The sequence below is a fragment of the Streptomyces sp. MST-110588 genome, assembly GCF_022695595.1.
Lineage (GTDB): Bacteria > Actinomycetota > Actinomycetes > Streptomycetales > Streptomycetaceae > Streptomyces.
In genome coordinates, this window is record NZ_CP074380.1 from 7,862,814 (window position 1) to 7,881,904 (window position 19,091).

The following is a 19,091-nucleotide window of genomic DNA, read 5'->3' on the forward strand; positions in this document are numbered from 1 at the left end:
CAGGAAGGCTTCCCAGGTTCGGGTACCCGACTTGAGCACGCAACTCCAGCAGGAACGCTTCGACTTCGAGGCGGGGCCTGATCGAGGCACCGGACATCACGGATTCAGCCTGAGCAACCGATTACTGACAACCGGTGGGGCACAGCACAAGTTCTACGCTGTGCCCCACCAGCTCCACGTCACGAACAGAGGGACCCAGCAGTGCCCGAAGATCTTGCCTGGATCGCCGACGCCTGGCGCGGCACCAGCCTGAACGCCGGCGACCTCTACATCACCTGCGCCCGCGGCCTCACTCCCCAGCAGCTCGCCGAACGGATATCCGACCATGAGCCTGTCGAGATCGGCGCTGTCCTCACCGGCCGGGAAGCATCCGCCCTGGTCGACCTTGCACAGATCTACTGCGTCGGCCGTCTCGGTCAAAGCGGCGACTGGTCGTTCATCGTGGAGTCCGGAGGCAGCGAAGGATGGGCCCTCGATCCAGCAGTCTCCCGAGACGGTGCCGAGGTCCTGATCTTCGATCCGCGGCCGGACGACCCGCCCTCCTTCTTCCGGTACCTCGCCGATGGCGAGCTGCAGTTGCACTTCGAGCTGGGCGCCGGCTACTACCCCAGCGGCGCCCAACCCGACCTGCTGCGCCCAGCCCTGGAAGCCGTCGGGGCCATCGCGCCGGAAGACTCCCTCGAAGACCTGCTCGGCGACGACGAGGAACTATCGCCTCACGAAGCCAAGCGCAGGGCCCTCCGGGCCATCGGTGAGCATTTCGGGCTGGCCCTGTCGCGGCAGGTGCTTGAGGGCGGGCAACTTCCTTCCGTCGTCACCCGCACCTCGCCCCCCTCATCCTGGTAAGCCTGAACGGGCCCGTCCGGAAGGATGGACCCGGTGCGGTCCGGTCACCCACCTCACCGCGAGCGTGGCCCCCGGCCTGCTGTTCAAGCAGTCCCCTGGGCCGGACGAGGCCATGGTTACGTGAGCCGCAGGCAGCGCACCGTTGCACATGGCTGGTGACCGCCGCACACCCCCATCTCCGTCCGCCTCTGGAGCGCCGATCGCCACCGACCGGCGCGAACTGCGGGAGCGTCTTGCCGGGGTCCGTGTCCATTGCGGGGTCCGGCGCATCCGCCCCGTCCTCGTCGGTCGACCGCCGTTCTGTTACGGGGACGGGACCGGCTACTACGGTCGGGCGGCTTGCTGAGCCCCGTTCAGCTCCTGCGGGCGGTGACGTGGTCGCCGAGGAACGTCGCGCGCTCGACGTAGGTCAGGTGGTTGAGCAGGCCGAGCCGGGCCGCAGGGTCAGGCGGTGCGGCGGATGAGGAGGATGTGGTCGGTGACCTCGGCGGTGCTCCCGTCGGGCCCGGTCGCGATCCGGCGGGGCGTATCGGCCCGCTCGATGGTCCAGGTCTGCGCGGCCAGGCCGATGCCCGCGGCGACCTCCTGCGGGCTCGGATACCGGGTCTCGGGGTCCTGCTGCCACGACCACGGCGCGGTCGAGCCGTGGTCGACGACCAGCAGCCGCCCGCCCGGGCGCAGGGCGTGCGCGGCCGAGCGCAGGACGGCGGCCCGGTCCAGGCCGAAGGGGGTGTGCAGGTAGTGGGCGCAGATCAGGTCGAATTCGCCGGGCGGGAAAGACCCGTGCAGGTCCTGCCGCACGGCGGTGAGACGGTCGCCCAGGCCGTGTGCGCGGGCGAGGGCGGCGAGCCGCTGGACCGCCAGGGCCGAGATGTCGACGGCGGTGACCTGCCATCCCTGGCCGGCGAGCCACAGCGCGTCACCGCCGTTGCCGCATCCCAGATCCAGTGCGGCACCGGGCGGCAGGCCCGTCACCGTCTCGGTGAGGCGGACATTGGGCTGCGGGGTACCGGCCGCCGGCCGGGCCGCGTAGACGCCGTCCCAGAACGCGACCGCATCGGTGGTGCTCATCAAGCCTCCTTGTGTCGGTGGCCGCCAGTCTTGCCAGGCCCACCACGGCCTGGCACGAAAACTTGCGGTAACGGCAAGATGGGTCGATGGACCCCACCACGGACGACCAGGTGCTCGACGCGGTGGGGCCGCGGCTGCGGACGCTGCGCCGTGACCGCGGCCTCACTCCGCCCGGTGAGGCGGCCGAGTTCGACACCTCCTTGCCGCACTGGCTGGGCAGCGCCGACGGCGGCGCGGTCGAACTGCTCATCCTCTTCGGCCTCCAAGGACTGCGTGCGCACCTACGCACCGACCCCGACCGGTGACCCCGGACCGGGGAAAGCCGTTACCACCGGGGGAGCCCAACTGACGGGCTCGGGCCGGCTCGACGCGTGCTGTGCGCAGAGCCGGGCGGCCGTCCGTGCCGATGTGTTGTGGCTATGCGAGATCGGCGAGGAGCGCGTCGAGTGCGCCGGTCAGGGCTCGGGAGTTGGCCGGGTCGAACCAGGTGGTGCGGATGCGTTCGTTGTTACCGTTCGGGGTCTCGTGGTCGGCTGCGAGTTGGTGCAGGGAGCGGGACTCGTCGCTCAGAGCACGACCGACGCCCTGGAAGAGGCTGCGGACGTAACGGTCCGCGTCCTCGAAGGCGATGTTGTGGTCGGCGGCCCACGTCGTGAGAGTGGCGAGGTACGAGAGGTGGGTGGTCAGCGTTCCCGTCAGCGCGGACAAGACGTTGAAGGCGGCCTCGTCCGCTACGGGGAGCACCCCGCCCAGGGGCTCGAAGAGGGAGTTCACCTCCGGGTGCGAGGGGTGCACCACCGTGACGGAGCGGCGCTCGCGGATGGCCGGCAGGGGGATGGCGCGCACCAGCGGGGCACCGGTGGCGAGCGTACGGCGCAGGTCTTCGTTGCCGACCCCGGCCATCACGTTGACCACGGTCTTGTCGTCGGCCACTGTCACGCCGGCCAGGGCATCGTGCCGGTCCTGGCGGCGTACGGCGATGATCACCAACTCGCAGCGGTCCACCACCTCTTGGTTGTCGGCGCACACCTGGACGCCCTTGTAGCGCTCGGAGAGCTCCGCGGCCGTGCGGGCGCCCCGGGGGAGAGGAACACCTCCGGCAACTCCTCGCCCCCGTTGCGCAGGCCGGTCACGATGGCCCGGCCGATCTCGCCCACTCCAATGATGCCGATGCGTTGCACGGTTCTTCCTCCATGGTGCGTGGTGGTCGTGACCCGTGTCGGCCCGGGTCTGTGATGGTGGCCCGACAGCAGGGGAGTTGGTGCCGCGGGCGCTTGACACGGTGCCGACGTACCGGACGTGCTGCGGTCCTTCCTGCCCTGCTGCCATTTCGGCTCTCCCGTCTGGTGGAGCTTTGAAGCCTGCCGGCTCGGGGGAAGCGGGAAGGCGACGCTGCGCGGCCCGCTCAGCCGTACATCGCCACGCGGTGGAGAGCCATGAGCGCGTCGTCGATGGGGTGGGGCTGCGGCTTGCCCGAGGAGCCGAACCTGTTCCACCTCTGCAGGTTCACCGCGACGGCCATCTGCCGCCGGCCATCGGCACGGATCAAGGCCAGTGCCCCGGCCCCCCAGACCGTACCGCCGTGGCCCCAGTAGGTGTCCTGGCCGGGAGCCGCCATCGGGTGCAGGCCGAGTCCGTAGTCGATCGTCCTTCCCTCCTGGGAGATGACCGGGACGGTGCGCTGCATCTGCGCCAGCGACGACGGGCTGACGATCTCCCCGGCCAGCAGCTTGCCGAAGAAGCGGTTGAGGTCCGTGACGGTCGAAATCAGCGAGCCCGCCGGCCCCACCCATGACATGTCGTAGACGCTGTAGTCGCGCGGCGGGTCGATCATGCCGAACCATGCCTCGTAGATCTGCGAGTGCGGCCCGTCGACGTGCGGTCCGGTGGGGAGTTCGGTGTCGCAGAGCCCGGCGCGTTCGATGACGTTCCGGGTGATGTACTGCTCGGCCGTGGTGCCGGTCACGTGCTCCAGGAGTGCGCCGAGGAGCAGGTAGTTGGTGTTGGAGTACACCCCCGGAGTACCGCCCGGGGTGCCGACGGCAGGTGCGGTGACCCCCATCTCGATCAGTTCGGTGGAGTGGAACCGTGTGAACCGGTTGTCGTCCAGGCTCTGGGGCTCGGTGTTCGCGAGGTCGGGATATGTCTTGAGGGAGGGGTAGGCACAAGGGAGGTATTCGGCGAGGCCACTGGTGTGGTTGATCAGCATCCGGACCGTGATCGCGTCTCCCCGTTCCCCGGGAACCAGTTTCGGAAGGTACCGGCCGATCGGTGTGTCGAGACCGATCCGACCGCTTTCGACCTGCTGCAGAACCGCGGCGGCGGTGAAGGTCTTGGTGATGCTGCCGACGCGGTGCCGCATATCGGCGGTGACGGGACGACCGCTGTCGACGTCGGCGACCCCGGCGGCGCCGCGCCAGATCTGGTCGCCGTCACGCACCTCGGCGAACAGGCCCGGTATTCCGGCGCGGTGGACGTCTTCCAGGGCGGCTTTCAGCGCTGCGGGATCCAGTGACTTCCTCACGACGTGCGTCCTTTCGTGTTCCTCGTTCCCCGGCGGCGAGCTTCACGTCGGTCGCCTGACCGGGTAACACCGGGTGACAGGGCGCGAGGGGCACGTCGGCCCGCCTGCTGCCGGGTCCCTCGGCACACACTTGCCCTCATTATGCACGCAGTGCGTGCAACACCAAGTGCATGAGGTGGCGCGAGATCTGGTCCGATCTGGTTAGATCGGATGCGGCCTGGCGAGATGCGGCGAGAGGGGTGAGATGCCAGAGCGAAGGCGCTGGTCGACCGAGGAGATCCTGGACACGGCGGCGGAGCTGCTGCGCACGAGCGACGCCGAGTCGTTCAGTGTGCGCAAGCTCGCCGCGGTGCTGGGGACCGACTCCTCCAGCCTCTACCGGCACTTCCGCAGCAAGACCGAACTGCTGCGCGAGGTCGCCGACCGGATCCTCCTGGCCGCCATGGACGGATACCGCCCGGAAGGCGACTGGAAGCAGCGCATCACGGCCCTGGCCCTGCGTGTGAGAGAGGCATTCGGCCAGCAGCCCCAGCTCGCCGCGGTCTGGGGACGCTACGCGTCGAGCGGCACCGGTTCACGGCTGGTCATGGAAGAGGTGCTGCAGGCTCTGCGCATCTCGGGACTGCCGGACGAGGAGATCCCGGTGCGCTACCACCGGATCGTGGTCCTCCTCTTCGCGTTGGTCGCCTCCGAGGCCGGGGCCGGCGCCATCACTCCCAAGGAGCGTGAACAGGGCATGGAGCTGTTCCGTGTTGCGGTACTGGGCGCCGACCCCGAACGTTTCCCCGCCCTGGCCCACTTCGCCCGTGACGTCCGCCCTCTGGGAGCGGACCGCCGCGCCGCGTTCGAGGAGATCCTCGCCGCGCAACTCGCCCACATCGAGGCCACGATTCGCCCGCTCTAGCCGACCGGCTCGCAGTTCACCACGCGGGCCGGCGGTTGTCGGCCGTGGGGGAGCCGCTCTGGTGGGGCCGCTCGGCCTGGCGGCAACGGGCGGGCCGAACCGACTCGCTCATGCTTCCCCGGCCGTGGTGCGCAGTTCTTCTCCAGCTCCGCCGCCGCCCACCGGATCGACGGCAGCGGATCCAGTACGAACCCCAGTCGACGCCACCCGGACGCGACTGGAGCTCGCAGTGCGGCCAGAGCCTTTCGGTTGTCGAGGCGCAGCGCCACCGGGCCGGACGGTCCGGTGACGTACAACATGCCGTCGCTTTGAAGGGACAGGTCCGTGATGCCGGTGCCGAGCCGCAGCCGGGACCCGGCAGCAGGCCCGGGCACACCGACCTCAGCACTTGGGCACCGGGAAGAACAGCCCGCCGGGCACGTGTATAAGGCGACATTCGCCAGAAGTGGTCGATCGACGACGCCTACGAAGTCGCGCTCAGTCAGCCGCACTCAGTCAGGAACAGTACTCAGCCAGGAACCACACCGCCTTCGGAACGTGCGGTTCCCCTCCCCACCCGGCGCTTTGTTTGACACGCTGAGCTGACGCCACCTCACAAGTGATGAGGGGAGTCGTGAGTTGTCGGGGGTGCCTGGACCGTGCTGAAGAGCCGTCCTCGCCAGGGTTTTGCGGTGCGTCGGGTGCGTCGGCGGCAGTCGGGCACGTCCCCTCCTGCGGAGTCCGCCGAACGGTTCACGTACGACGCTTTCCTTTCCTACAGCAGAACACCCGACCGCGAGCTGGCCCTGGCCCTCCAGCAAGGGCTGCACGCCTTCGCCAAGCCGTGGTACCGCTTGCGGGCCCTGCGGGTGTTCCGGGACGAGGGGAGCCTGGGCGCGGGCCCGCGGCTGTGGGATTCCATCCGGCGCGCGCTGGACTCCTCCCGCTTCCTCGTCCTGCTCGCCTGCGAGCACTCGGCCCGTGCCCCGTGGGTCCAGCGCGAGGTGGAGTACTGGTGCGCCCACCGGGGCGTGGAGAATGTGCTCATCGTCCTCACCGACCCGCCGGCCGACGGCGGGGAGGCGTTGCCCGGCATGGCCTGGGACGCGCTGCGCGGCGACTTCGACTGGCGGCGGACCACCGCGTTGCCCGGGTGCCTTGCGGGCCGGTTTCAGGAGGAGCCCCACGCGGTGCTGCTGGGCTGGGCCCGCGCCCGGCAGGAACTGTCCTTGCGCGACCCGGATTTCCGTATGGTGGTCGCCGAGCTGGCATCCCCCCTGCACGGCGTCGACAAGGACGGCCTCATCGGTGAGGACGTGCGTCAGCACCGCAGGACCCGCCGCCGTGTGCGCTTGACGATCGCCGTACTGGCCGCTTTGGCCCTGGTCGCCGCGTCGGCGGCGGTGACGGCCGTCCGCCAACGGGACACGGCCCGTCAGCAGACGGCACTGGCCGAGGTACGTCAGTACGTGGCGGAAGCCCGCGGTGCCGCCGACCCGTATACGGCGCTGGCCTTTGCCGTCGCCGCGGAACAACGGATCACGCCGGCCCTTCCGGAAGCACGTGCCGCATTCGGTGAGGCAGTGCTCAAACTGGACTCATGGGGTGCCCGTCCGGTCGGGGAGGCGTCCCTTGAACGGCTCGACCCCGACCGCTTGTACGACGCCTCGGTGCGGTGGTCTGGCGACGGCTCGCAGGCCTGGCTGGCGGATGCGGACGGGAATGTGGCGCGCTGGTCGGTAAGAGACAGCCGTACGGTGCTCCCGCTGCGGAAAACGGCCGCCCCGGTGGCCGGTTCCCTGGCGCCCGACTCGGTCCACTGGAGCCGTGACGGCCGGTCGCTGCTGATGACCCTTCATGGACCGAGTGACGGGCTGCCCCGGTGGTACCTGGTGCGCGAGGCACTCTCCGGCCGGGTGACCGCGGGGCCGTTCGCCCTGCGTCCTGCGGGTGACGGTGTGCACGGCGTCGCGTTGTCACCTCGCGGTGACGTGCTCGCCTCGGTTTCCGAGAAGGGCGGGATCGAGTGGTGGCAGGTGGGAAGCGGACACCGGCTGGGAGGACCGCTGCCCGGGTCGCCCGGGGACATCAGCAATCTCACCTGGTCTCCCGACGGCGGACGGCTCGCCGCCGTCGGCGGGCGGGGCCTCTTGGTCTGGGACATGCGGCGGGGCACGCTGTTGTGGTCCGCACCGGCCAAGCACCGTGTCAAGGCGCTGGACTGGTCCCCGGACGGTCGCCGTATCGTCACCGGCGACGAGAAGGGGATGGTTCAGCGGTGGGATACGCGTAAGGGCACGGCATCGCCGGCGTTCGGCCAGGAGACGCAGGGCGACGCGATCAGTGAGGTCCGCTGGTCGCCCGACGGTGCCCGGATAGCCGTCACCGATACCGCAGGAACGCTTCGCCTCTGGGACCCGGCCGCCGGCACGGCCGTCGGACCGGCGCTCGCCAGTGACCGGAACCATGCCCTGGCATCCCTCGCCTGGTCGCCCGACAGCCGGTTCCTCCTGGGGCGGCTCGAACACGCGGACCGCCCCCGGGACCACAACGAGCCGCACAGTGCCGTACTCCGCCTGTGGGAGGTCCAACCGCCCACGGCCCGTCACCGGACCTTGCACGGGCCCACCGGCAGTGTGCTCGCCCTTTCCTGGTCACCCGACGACCGGCGGATCGCCGGCGGCAGCAGCGATGAAACCGTATGGATCTGGGACTCCCGCACCCGGGAACCGCTCCCCGGGAGCCCGTTTCGGCAGTCGGCTCCCGCGGGGGTCCCCATCGACGGGGTCAACAGCATCGTCTGGGACCCCGGCGGGCGCCGGCTGCTGAGGGTCGGCAACCACGGCCTGCGCATCTGGCCGGTGAGCGGGGGAGCGGGGGCCTCGCCGCCTCCCTGGTGGGGCAGCGGGGGCGCGGTCACCGCTGCCTGGTCTCCCGACGGCTCCCGGGTCGCGTCCGGTACGGACGGCGGTGAGGTCCGCGTCTGGGACGCCGCCACCGGCCGGCTGACACCCCGGCAACCCCGGCACGTCACCGCCGTCGGCCGGGCCGGGGCATCCGCGGTCACCGCGGCGGTACGGTCCGTCGCCTGGTCACCCGACAACCGCCGCCTCGCCGCCGCCCTCGCCGACGGCTCCCTGCACTTCTGGGACGCGGCAAGCGGACGGCCACTGGGCCCCGCACCACGGATCTCGCCCCACCTGGCCAGGGCCATGGCGTGGTCCCCGGACGGGGAACTCATCGCCACCGGCGGGGTGGACGGAACCATCCGTCTGTGGGACGGCAGGACCGGCGAGCAGTCCCCGACAATCCTCAAGGAGGGAGACAGTTGGATCCAGGCACTGGCCTGGTCGCCGGACTCCACCCGCCTGGTCTCCGGAGACGGCAACGGCACGATGCGCGTATGGGACCCGCGGCGCGGCGTACCCCTGCAGCGGCGCGGCGGCGCGCACTCCGCCGGTGTCACCGCGCTGAGCTGGTCCCCGGACGGCAGCCGCCTGGTCAGCGGCGGCGAGGATCATGTCGTACGACTGTGGCAGGGCCGGACCGAGCGGGAAATCTGCCGCCTGGTCGACCAGGCACTGCACCGGACGCGGACGACACCCGCACTGACCGGGGCCACCGACATCGCCACCGATGCCTGTGCGCACCCCTCACGGATCCACAACTACCCGGTGCTTCCGCTCCTGTCCGCCTCAGGGAAGTGAGCACACCTGATGCGCAATACACGACATGTCCGGCAAGCAGACAAGATCACTGCCCGCATGCTGACGCCCCTGCTGCTCTCGGTGGGCCTCCTCATCACCGGATGCGGCGACGGCGACTCACAAGGCGGCGGTGCACACAACGGGACCACGCTTCCCGGGACCCCTTCCCCCAACACCCCGTCGAGGCCGGCGAACCCGCCGGGCTCCACGCCGCCGGCATCCACGCCGCTGGCAGACACGGACTGGACCACGGTGATCGACGACATCGACTGCCGGATCACCGGCAACGAGGGAATCGAGGTTCTCGGCACCCGGTTCGCCGACGTCCGGGGCAAGGGCGTTCCCGACGCCTTGGTCTGGTTCGACTGCGTGCACCGGGCCTCCACCTGGCCCGACCAACTGGAGGTCTTCGACGGAACGTCTTCGCCCACCGCGCCGCGCCGGCTCGCCGTGCTCGTCAGCGCCGAGGAGAAGGTGAACGGGCGTGGCGTGAAGATCAGCGCTGTCTCCACCCACGGCGCCACCGTTGTCGTAGACCTGCGCGCCTACGAACCGACGGACCCCATGTTCCAACCGTCGAAGCGCCTGCGGCGCACCTTCACCTGGCGCGGCGACCGTTTCGTCCAGGAACCTGCGACCCCTTGACACCGCCCGCTTCGAGGAAACGTTACGCCCAGGGCAGCGAATCCGCGGGCCCTTCCCAGGTCGGCGAGTACCGGCGGAGCCCCCCGTCACCAGGTCACTGATCGCCCATGCCCATTGACCGGCGATCGGAGCCACTCATCCACCCCCACCACGCGCGCCCCGCCCCCTGCACGGACTGCCGATCAGCTCGCCGGGTTGTACGCATGCGGACGCATTGACCCACCCGAAGGCGGTGCGTTTGCATCCTTCCGGGCCTCCGGCGCAGGGCCGGGGCCAAGGCTCTTCCGGGGGGAAGCATGTCCGCCGCCGCTCCGCACCGTACGCGTACCCACGACATCCGCCGCACCGCTGCACCCGGCGGGCGCCCTGCCGCGAAGCGCGCCGCCCGCCATGGCGCCGCCGTGCTCGGCGCGCTCGCCCTGGCCCTTCTGCCGGGCACCGCGGCCACCGCGAGCCCGACGGACTCCCCGGGCGGGCCCAGCGCGGAGAGACGGCGCACGGAGGCGGGGAGGTTGCCTAAGGAGGCGGGGAGGTTGCGCACGGAGGCGGGGGGATCGCGTACGGAACAAGCCCTACGCGCCAGAACCAAGCCCCGCGTCGAGCGCGCCAGCCTCACCGCCCACGGCACCGAGGCCAACGACGCCTCCTGGGGGGCGGTGATCAGCGCCGACGGCCGGTACGTCGCCTTCACCTCGAAAGCGACGAATCTGACGCCGGATCCGCAGAATCCATACCTCCCCGACACATACGTCAAGGATCTGCGCACCGGCGCCGTCACCTTCATCCGCGACGGCCTGGGCGGCGTACGGATCAGTGCGGACGGCCGCTGCGTCGGCACCAACGACTTCGGGGCCCACGACCTCCAGGGCTTCGTCCACGACCTGAAGGCCGGCACCAGACAAGCGCTCGGGTCCGCCCGCGGCGGCAGCCGGATCACCGGGCTCAGCGGCGACTGCCGGTACGCCGTATACACCGCGAACCCGCACCACCCCGCCGACCCGCAGCGCATCTACCTGCGCGACCGCACGACCGGTCAGGACACCCTCGTCAGCCACCCGCCGACACCCGAGCAGTACGACATGTCCGACGGATCGCTCAGCGCCGACGGCCGCACCCTCGCCTACCGCGCGCACCGCCGCCTCGGCGACGGCCCCGACCGCGACGACATCGTCGTTGCGGACCTGCGCACCGGCAAGCGCCGGCAGCTCGACGGCTCGCAGGACGACGCCACCGCCGGCCTGGTCCAACTCGATGCCGGCGGGCGGGCGGTGGCCTGCACCGTCGGCCCGGACACCTACGTACACGATCTGCGCACCGGCCGGACGACGCGGCTGAACGGCGTCCGGGGCCGGGCTCTGAGCCCGGACGGCGGGCACCTGCTGTACACGGACGGCAGCACCGAGGCCCTGCGCCTGCGCGATCTGCGTTCCGGTGCCGATCACCTGGTCGCCGCGCAGGCGGGCGCCGAGCCCGGCGCACTGACCGCGCACGGCCGCACCGCCGTCTTCGCCACCGCCGCGGGCGATCTGGTGCCCTCGGGCACCAACGGCGTGGCGGACGTCTTCGTCCGCCACCGGCGGTAAGCCGTCCCCAAGGCCCTGCCTTCCCATGGCGATCGGGCCGGCGATCGGCGGGTCGGAATTCCTGGCCCTCAAGCGACGACGTCCGACATCGCCGGGAGACAGGCCGCTTGACGTCTGCCAACGCCTGCCTCGGCGCCGCCCCGATCGCGCTTCCCGCACCCGCCACCGAACTGCCCGCCGCGGCCCTCGCCCGCCCCCTCGGCACCGACATCATTGTCACCGACACATGGCAGCGTGCCACCGCCGGAAACCGGGCCGCCTACGCAGCCGAGATCGGCCACCGCCGGCTACCCCAGGAGGACACCGAATGATCAACCAGGAATCCCGACCGGCCGACGAGGTCTGGGACCCCTTCGGCACCCTGCACCGCGCCTTGTGGATCGGCGGCGGCCAATGGGCCGGCAAGTCCACCGTGGCCCGGCTGCTGGCCGGCCGGTACGGCGTCACCACCTATCACTACGACTACCACGACGCTCGTGGACACGAAGACCGCAGGATCGCCCGCCGCGTCAGCCTCGGCGAGCCCGCCACCGCCCCTGACCCGGACAAGATGTGGGTTCACACCACTCCCGAGGAGATGGCCGCCGAGACTCTGGCGGGCTTCCCGGCCCGGTTCGAATGGGCCCTGGATGACCTGCGCGCGCTCGTCTCGGGCCACCCGATCATCGCCGAAGGCTGGGGACTTCGCCCCGAGCTCGTCGCACCCGTCATCGACTCACCACGCCGGATGATCGTCATGGTGCCCACCCCCGGGTTCCGCCGGTACCAGCTCCGCGAACTACCCCGAGCCGCCTCGCTCGGACACCGCGTCAGCGACCCGGCCCGTGCACAGGCCAACCGCCTCGCCCGGGACCGCCTCGTCGCCGAGGACGCTGTCCGCACCGCCCGCCGGCTCGGCATCCGCGTGATCGAAGTCGACGGTTCCCGCGACGCCGCCGCGATCGCCGAGATGGTCGCCGAGCACTTCAGCCCGTATCTCCCACAGCGCAATCGCGCCGACTGATCACCACGGGCATGCCGCCTGACGGCCGGCCGACCTGGAGGCGGCCCTTGCGAAGGGCGAGCTTCACGCCATTGCTGAGCAGGGTCGCCGCCTTGCGGGGTGGGGCCCGGTGACGGTATGCCCGAAGGGCCTGAACCCGGTGCGAGAAGCCTGCACGTAGGGGCCGGCTGTTGGCCATGGTGAGGTCCCCGGACATCCGCGGGTTCAGGGCGGTCACGGCCGCCTCGGTCCGCGCCCCACCGCGGACTCGCAACTCAGCGGTCCCCCACATGTGACCTGTATTTGGTGTCGGGGTGGCCCTGTGTGGCCTCCCGTGGGCGCGCCCGGCCCGCGCGGGGCGCATGATCAGCGCGGCAACGTAGTACGTGCACGGATCGGGCCCCTCGTTGGCGTAGCCGTGGGTGATGTCCGCGGCGAAGTAGGCCGAGTCGCCCTCGTGCAGGTCGACGGACGTGTCGGCGAGGCTCAGCCGGAGGGTGCCGGATGCGACGACGACGTACTCGTGGGAGCCCGGGGCATAGGCCGGGAACCGGCCGGCGTCGCAGGACGGTGGCAGGGTCGTGCGGATCCATTCGAAGTTCACTCCGGGCACGACCGGCGTGAGGATCGTACGCCGCCACCCCCCGGGTTCATCGATGCTCTCCTGGTCGGCGGCGCGGCGCACGATGACCCGGTGGTCGTCGGGCTGGGTGACGAGACCGGCGAGCGGTACGCCGAGGCCGTCCGCGATGCGGGCGAGAACCACGACTGTGGGCGCCTTTCGGCCGCGCTCTACCGAGGACAGCATGCTCACGCTCACGTCCGCCGCCTCGGCCAACTGCTGAAGGGTCAGTCTCCGGTCGTGCCGCAGTGCCTGCACACGCGTACCCAGTGCCACGAGATCCAGCATTCCTCTATAATGGCAGCGCGTTTCGCGATAGAGAAAAGGGCGTGCCGTGACGGTTCTCCCAGCGGACATCCGCTCAGCCGGCCCCGCAGACCTCGATGCCGTGGCCGAAATCTTCGAGCACTACGTCTCCCACACGGTCATCACCTTCGAACAGACCCCGCCGACCGTGGCCGAATGGCGCCGGCGCTTCGATGACCTCACCGGCCGGGGCCTGCCCTTCCTGGTCGCCGAACTGGACGGCGAGGTGGCCGGGTACGCGTACGCCGGTCCCTGGCGTCCCAAACCCGCCTACCGCTACACCGTGGAGGACACGGTCTACCTCGCCCCACACCTGACGGGCAAAGGGCTGGGCGGCGCGCTGCTCGAAGCCCTGCTGACCCGGTGCGTCCAGGCGGGCCTGCGCCAGATGGTCGCGGTCATCGCGGACACCGGAAATGGCGCCTCCATCGCGCTGCACCGGCGTTCCGGCTTCACCCACGCCGGCCGGCTGACCGGCGTGGGGCACAAGCACGGCCGTTCGGTCGACACGGTACTCATGCAACGGTCCCTGATTACGCGGCAGGAGGGATGAACCGCAGGAGGGGTGAACCGCACGACACAGGACCTGACCGCACTGGACCGTGGCACCAGCCGGCGCCGACGACAGCCATGGGTGACGACAGCCGTGGGCGCGTACGCGTCCGGCCCGCTCGCCACCGCCCCGGCGCGGCCTTCGCGTCCCAACTTTCGGTGATCGGCCGGAAGGGAATGGAACGGACGGTGGCTCGGCCCCGTGCGGCCGGCTCCGAAATCATGGTCCGGGCGGCGGCATCAGAGCCTGGGTGACCGCGTCCAGGTCGGCCAGGCGGGCGGCGGGGGCAAGGTGTGAAGCCGTGGCGACGAGGACGAGTTCGGTGAGGGCGATCTCGTGGGTGAGGGGGGCGATCGGTCCTGCGGCCTCGCGCGGCAGACGGAACAGCACCTCGGCCTGGTCCGCGAGGGGCGATTCCCAGGCGTCGGTGACCAGGACCAGGCGCGTGCCGCGCGAGCGCGCCGCGTGGACGAAGCGCGCGGTGTCGGCGGAGTACCGACGGAAGTCGTACGCGACGAGTACATCGGACGGGCCCATGTCGAGCAGGGTGCGCGCCCGTGCGTGCGGGGCCCCGGGAACCCGGCGCGCACCGGGGCGCAGGCTCGCGAGCTGGCGGATCAGGTACTCCGCGGCGAGTTCGCTCAAGGGACCGCCCAGGGCCCACACCCCGCCGGCCTCGGCCAGCAGCGTGGCGGTCGTGGTGAGCAGGGGCCCGGTCACGGCGGACAGGGTGCCTTCCATGCCGGCCCGCAGGTTCTGCGCTGCTTGATGGGGGCCGGACTGCTGGGTGACGAATTCCCGTAGCCGCGACCGGTCCTGCTCCCGGGCGGTGGCCCGCACGGCGTCCTGGAACTCGGCGAAGCCGCCGAAACCCAGGCGACCGACCAGGCGCGAGGCGGTCGGCGGGCTGACCCCGGCACGGTCTGCGAGCGCCCGCAGTGAGCCGAGCGCCGCGAACGGATAGTCCTCCAGGAGCACGCGGACGACCGCTCGTTCACCAGGCGGCAGTTCGGGATAGATCTCGCCGAGGCGGGGCACCAGAGATTCGGTCTCCATGCTGACGAATGTTACATGGATCGCCCATTGACGTGATCGGTGAAACGATTGTTATGTTTACGTTCATGACTACCTGGCGCGGCCTGATCAACAGCGACTACCGGCGTTGGCTGCCGGTCACCGACACCACTCCCGTGGTGTCCCTCCACGAGGGCAACACCCCCTTGCTCCACTCGGACCGCCTGTCCTCGCTGACCGGATGCGACATCTGGCTGAAGGTGGAGGGCGCCAACCCCACCGGGTCGTTCAAGGACCGCGGGATGACCGTGGCCGTGAGCAACGCGGCGGCGAACGGCGCCGAGGCCGTCATCTGCGCATCCACCGGCAACACCAGCGCCTCGGCCGCCGCCTACGCGGCACGCGCCGGCATCGCGTGCGTGGTGCTCGTTCCTCAGAAGGCGATCGCGCTCGGCAAGCTGGCCCAGGTCGTACGGTACGGAGCGCGGATCGTCGAGGTCGCTGGAACCTTCGACGACTGTCTGCGCATCGCCCGGGAACTCGCTGCTCACCACCGTGTCGCGCTGGTCAACTCCGTCAACAACCAGTGGCGGCTGGCAGGGCAGCGAACGGTCGCCTACGAAATCGTCGACGCCTTGGGCGACGCGCCGGACATCCACTGCCTGCCGGTGGGCAACGGCGGCAACATCACCGCCACCTGGAGCGGCTACCAGACCTACGCCGCCGACGGCCCGGCCGGGCGAACGCCACGCATGTGGGGTTTCCAGGCCGCCGGTGCGGCACCACTCGTACACGGCGCGCCCGTCGCCGTGCCCGACACCGCCGCGAGCGCGATCCGCGTCGGCAACCCGGCGACGTGGGACGGCGCCATCAGTGCCCGCGACGAGTCCCATGGACTGATCCGCGCGGTGACCGACGAGCAGATCTTCGACGCCTACCGTGATGTCGCCCGCCATGACGGCGTGTTCGCCGAACCCGCCTCGGCGGCCGGCCTCGCCGGCATCCTCGACCAGCAGCGCAAAGGCCATCTCGCACCGGGACAGAGGATCGTGATCACGCTGAGCGGCAACGGACTGAAGGACCTCGACGCCTCCATGGGAGACGGTTACACCTCCACCCGTACCTCGGCGTCCACCGCCGAGGTGGCCCACGCCCTGCGCCTGACCGACTGAGAGCCCGGTGCGCTACGGGAAAGCGCGGCGAGCGGGCGCGCGCCAAACCGCAGATTCCCGATGACACCCGTCCAGCGCCCGGGCACCCGGTCCACACCGTGGACCGTGCAGCCGGCCGCGTCGAGCGCCGTCGCTGGGGCCGGTCCCGCCGCCGGGGCCGGTCCGCCGCCGGGGCACAGAGAGCGTTCGGCGTGGTGCGCGAGCCACCCGCTTCCGCAATTCAGGTCGCGGTGGGGCGGGAGGCACGGTTGCCGGCCCATACCGCCCCGATGACCAGAGCGCAGCCGCACAGTTGGGCGTAGGTGGGAGTCTCGTGAAGAATGAGCCGGGCGAAACCGATCGCCATGACGGGTTGCAGGAGCAGCAGAGCGGCTGTGGTGTTGGCCGAGAGGTGCGGACTGCCCTTGCTGATCAGCAGCCATGCCACCACTTGGCCGAGCAGGGCGAGTGCGGTGATCCATCCCCATGAGGCGACCGGGACGGACAGTGCCAGACCCGTGGTGAACACGCTGATCACACCCGAGGTGACGGCCGCCGAAGCGGTGGACAGACACACGGGACCGACCAGGTGCCGGCTTGAGCGCCGGCCGGACCGCCGGCTGAGATACAGATACGCGGCGTACGCGAATCCGGCACCGATGCCCAGGAACGTGCCCCGCACCGGATGACCGGGCTGCCGACCAAAGTTGAGCACGCCGCCGGCCAAGGCGATGCCGACGAGCATCAGGGGGCAGGTCCACAGGAAACGGCGCGGGATCCTCGTGCCGTCGAACAGGCGGGCCAGCAGAGGGAAGACGATGACCTGCACGTTGATGAGTACGGTGGAGATGGCCGCGCCGACGTCCAGGATGCTGAGGGTCCACATCACGTAGTCGGTCCCGAGGAAGATCCCCGCGATGAGCGCGTACCGGCGCACAGGACGTGGCAGCGCCCCGCGGCGCCGGGTCTCGTACACCAGCAGCGGGACCAGGGGGACCAGAGCGATCGCACAGCGCAAGAAGGCCGCCGTGCCGGCGTCGACGTGGGCGAGCTTGACGAAGATCGCGGAGGCCGACAGGCAGGCGGCCCCGCCGATGATGAACAGACCGGCCACCGTCTGGGGCGCCGACCTGTCCCGAAAGAGGGACGAGCGAGGGCGGGTTTCGGGCGCGACATCCACAACCAGCACCCTGCCACCCAAGATCCCACAGCACTATTTACCGTTTGTACGCTCCATTGCATAGTCTCGCTCAGGTGTTGTCATGGGAGAGGCTCAGAGTGTTCGCGGCCGTGGCCGAGCACGGTTCGGTAAGCGCCGCCGCCGAACAGTTGCATGTGACCGGACCCGCGATCTCGCAGCACATCCGCCGCCTGGAACGGGAAGCCGGCTGCAAGCTCGTCGAACCGTCCGGGCGCGGCATCCGACTCACCCACGCCGGACGGGTCCTGGCCTCCTCCGCGCAGAAGATGGCCACCGTCGCCGCCCATGCCACCATGGACCTCGCCGCCGTCAGCGGTCTGATCGCCGGTCCCCTGCGTATCGGGGCCGTCGCCTCCGCCTTGCGGTCCCTGATCCCACCGGCCCTGGTGACGCTGACCGACCGTCACCCGCGGCTGGAGCCGGAGGTACGCGACGGAGAGGCGGCGCACCTGCTGCCCGAGCTGCACACCGGAGAGCTCGACGCCGTGGTCATCGAAAGCTGGACCCACGCACCGGCCCGCATCCCGCCCGGAACCCACACCCACATCCTGGTGCACGAGCAGGCGCTGCTGGCCGTACACCCGCGCCACCCGCTCACCCACCTCCAGGAAGTGCCCCTGAGCAGCCTGCACGACCTGACCTGGGCCAGTTGCCCGCCAGGCAGCGACGCCCACCAGGCCCTCGAACAACTGCTGCGCCGGCACACCGGGCACGACGCGAAAGTCCGCTACTGCGTGGCCGACTACGCCACCCAGATCGAACTGGTCGCCACCGGACTCACCGCCGCACTGATACCGCGGATGGCCGCACCCACCGCAGAGAGCCGGATCCGCCTCATCCCGTGCCGCCCGGCGGTGACACGCACCATCGCCGTGGCCACGGCCCAGACCAATGCCACCCCGGCCGTCAACGCCTTCGTCGCCGAGATGGCCCGCACCGTCCACAGCAGAATCCAGTGCCGGGCCGCAGACCCCGGCCCTCCCGTGACCGGGGCCTGCGGCCCGTAGCTGTCACCGGCACAACCACCCGGCCCCGCTCACGGCACGAGGGCGATGCCACCGCGCACCCGCAGATCGATTCGATCGACATACCCGGCCGGCGGACTTACGAGAAACGCCACCTCGGGCCGCGATGCCCTCGCCCGCGCCCAGTCGGCGACCAGGCTCGGCGCTACCGCCGGGTGACCGAGCGGATCCAGGCGAGTTGCTGGGAGATCTCTCCGGCCTGGGCGACCGTCTCCCGGTCCGAACCGTTGAAGACGCCGAGGAGGGTTTCGGAGCCGCGTGGGCCGATGCTCATCACCGGGCCTCCGGAGTCGCCACCGGCCGGGATCCCGGACACCTTCTCCATGCAGAAGTCCGGGCCGCCCGGTGCGGTGTGGCCCGCGCACCGGCGGTCGTCCGGCCGTATGACCCGCAGGCTGGACTGCTTGAGCACGGGGGACTGACAGGCGTTCTCGTCGTCGGTGCAGGTCGCGCCCCACCCGTACTGCTGCACGCGCTGGCCGAGGCGGACACCGGTCGAGGCCAGGCGCGCCGTGGGGATCTTCATCGGCGGGACCTTGATGAGCATCATGTCGGCGTGCGCGCTGCCGACGCGCTTGCCGGGCACCGGGTGGACCGTGGTGCCCTTGCGCATGTCGAGGTTGCCGATCCGGAAGGAGATCCGCTTGTCGGCGACCGGCTGCGCCTGCTCGTAGAAGCAGTGGGAGGCGCTGAGGATCCACTGGGGGGCGACCGCCGTCCCCGTGCACGCCGGTTTGCCGTCGACGAGCATGCGCACCGCCCACGGGCCATAGGTGCTCTTCGCCCCGCCGATGACGGCGGAGGCCGGCACGGACCACACCACCGAGCCCGTCACCAGCAGTAAGACGGTCAGCAGCAGTACACGAACTCGACGCACCATCCGACAGTTCCCTTCATCGCGCATGAGCCTTACTGATGCTGAGACACATCACAGGGCCAAAAGGTTCCGAATGAGCAGAACGGAGACCCCGCTCCCTC

At 70.6% G+C, this 19,091-nt stretch carries 17 protein-coding genes and 1 pseudogene; 11 read left to right on the forward strand and 7 right to left on the reverse strand.

From position 1 onward, the window contains the following. The first annotated feature begins 201 nt into the window (after positions 1–201). Positions 202–846 (forward strand): DUF6461 domain-containing protein, encoded by a 645-nt coding sequence (locus tag KGS77_RS34240; RefSeq protein WP_242587194.1) that lies wholly within the window; start codon positions 202–204, stop codon positions 844–846. Positions 847–1,290: 444 nt separating this feature from the next. Here KGS77_RS34240 and KGS77_RS34245 read toward each other — a convergent pair whose 3' ends face one another. Continuing rightward, the gene (locus tag KGS77_RS34245) at positions 1,291–1,917 is read right to left on the reverse strand and encodes a methyltransferase domain-containing protein (protein ID WP_242587195.1); all 627 of its coding nucleotides are present in this window, start codon (positions 1,915–1,917) and stop codon (positions 1,291–1,293) included. A 131-nt stretch (positions 1,918–2,048) separates the two neighbouring features. Here KGS77_RS34245 and KGS77_RS34250 point away from each other — a divergent pair. Then, positions 2,049–2,222, forward strand: a pseudogene (locus KGS77_RS34250) (XRE family transcriptional regulator); the annotation flags it as partial. Between the two features lie 112 nt (positions 2,223–2,334). Here KGS77_RS34250 and KGS77_RS34255 read toward each other — a convergent pair. Beyond that, complete coding sequence (locus tag KGS77_RS34255) at positions 2,335–2,946, reverse strand: pyrroline-5-carboxylate reductase (protein ID WP_242587196.1); 612 nt, start codon at positions 2,944–2,946, stop codon at positions 2,335–2,337. A gap of 376 nt (positions 2,947–3,322) precedes the next feature. Then, on the reverse strand, positions 3,323–4,441 hold the full coding sequence (locus KGS77_RS34260) for a serine hydrolase domain-containing protein (RefSeq protein WP_242587197.1): 1,119 nt from the start codon (positions 4,439–4,441) through the stop codon (positions 3,323–3,325). A 244-nt stretch (positions 4,442–4,685) separates the two neighbouring features. Here KGS77_RS34260 and KGS77_RS34265 point away from each other — a divergent pair, with 244 nt between their 5' ends. The 6 genes from KGS77_RS34265 to KGS77_RS34290 all read left to right on the forward strand — a co-directional run bounded on the left by KGS77_RS34265 (position 4,686) and on the right by KGS77_RS34290 (position 12,262). Continuing rightward, a complete protein-coding gene (locus KGS77_RS34265; RefSeq protein ID WP_242587198.1) occupies positions 4,686–5,345 on the forward strand; it encodes a TetR/AcrR family transcriptional regulator in 660 nt (219 codons plus the stop codon). A gap of 671 nt (positions 5,346–6,016) precedes the next feature. Then, positions 6,017–9,031 carry a TIR domain-containing protein gene (locus KGS77_RS34270; RefSeq protein WP_242587199.1) on the forward strand — a complete coding sequence of 1,005 codons (3,015 nt, stop codon included), beginning with the start codon at positions 6,017–6,019 and terminating at the stop codon, positions 9,029–9,031. 57 nt (positions 9,032–9,088) lie between these two features. Next, on the forward strand, positions 9,089–9,676 hold the full coding sequence (locus KGS77_RS34275; protein WP_242587200.1) for a hypothetical protein: 588 nt from the start codon (positions 9,089–9,091) through the stop codon (positions 9,674–9,676). Between the two features lie 533 nt (positions 9,677–10,209). Further along, complete coding sequence (locus KGS77_RS34280) at positions 10,210–11,259, forward strand: protein TolB (protein ID WP_242587201.1); 1,050 nt, start codon at positions 10,210–10,212, stop codon at positions 11,257–11,259. Between the two features lie 107 nt (positions 11,260–11,366). Next, positions 11,367–11,570, forward strand: a complete 204-nt coding sequence (locus KGS77_RS34285; RefSeq protein WP_242587202.1) for a hypothetical protein — start codon at positions 11,367–11,369, stop codon at positions 11,568–11,570. Further along, entirely contained in the window at positions 11,567–12,262 is a 696-nt protein-coding gene (locus KGS77_RS34290; RefSeq protein WP_242587203.1) for a hypothetical protein, read from the forward strand. The genes KGS77_RS34285 and KGS77_RS34290 overlap by 4 nt, the downstream gene beginning before the upstream one ends. Here the strand turns inward: KGS77_RS34290 and KGS77_RS34295 are convergent. Continuing rightward, entirely contained in the window at positions 12,225–13,151 is a 927-nt protein-coding gene (locus KGS77_RS34295; protein ID WP_242587204.1) for an XRE family transcriptional regulator, read from the reverse strand. The genes KGS77_RS34290 and KGS77_RS34295 overlap by 38 nt on opposite strands. Positions 13,152–13,197: 46 nt before the next feature. Between KGS77_RS34295 and KGS77_RS34300 the strand changes: the two genes are divergently transcribed. Next, a complete protein-coding gene (locus KGS77_RS34300; RefSeq protein WP_242587205.1) occupies positions 13,198–13,722 on the forward strand; it encodes a GNAT family N-acetyltransferase in 525 nt (174 codons plus the stop codon). A 219-nt stretch (positions 13,723–13,941) separates the two neighbouring features. Here the strand turns inward: KGS77_RS34300 and KGS77_RS34305 are convergent, their stop codons facing one another. Then, on the reverse strand, positions 13,942–14,778 hold the full coding sequence (locus tag KGS77_RS34305) for a MurR/RpiR family transcriptional regulator (RefSeq protein WP_242587206.1): 837 nt from the start codon (positions 14,776–14,778) through the stop codon (positions 13,942–13,944). A 65-nt stretch (positions 14,779–14,843) separates the two neighbouring features. On the opposite strand from KGS77_RS34305, the gene thrC reads away from it, so the two are divergent. Then, positions 14,844–15,908 carry a threonine synthase gene (thrC, locus tag KGS77_RS34310; protein WP_242587207.1) on the forward strand — a complete coding sequence of 355 codons (1,065 nt, stop codon included), beginning with the start codon at positions 14,844–14,846 and terminating at the stop codon, positions 15,906–15,908. Between the two features lie 220 nt (positions 15,909–16,128). Here the strand turns inward: thrC and KGS77_RS34315 are convergent, their stop codons facing one another. Then, positions 16,129–17,001, reverse strand: coding sequence for a DMT family transporter (locus tag KGS77_RS34315; RefSeq protein ID WP_242587208.1), 873 nt, complete (start codon positions 16,999–17,001; stop codon positions 16,129–16,131). Positions 17,002–17,141: 140 nt separating this feature from the next. Here KGS77_RS34315 and KGS77_RS34320 point away from each other — a divergent pair, with 140 nt between their 5' ends. Next, a complete protein-coding gene (locus tag KGS77_RS34320) occupies positions 17,142–18,095 on the forward strand; it encodes a LysR family transcriptional regulator (RefSeq protein WP_277994301.1) in 954 nt (317 codons plus the stop codon). 163 nt (positions 18,096–18,258) lie between these two features. Here KGS77_RS34320 and KGS77_RS34325 read toward each other — a convergent pair whose 3' ends face one another. Next, positions 18,259–18,993, reverse strand: a complete 735-nt coding sequence (locus tag KGS77_RS34325) for a trypsin-like serine protease (RefSeq protein WP_242587210.1) — start codon at positions 18,991–18,993, stop codon at positions 18,259–18,261. Between the last annotated feature and the right edge of the window lie 98 nt (positions 18,994–19,091).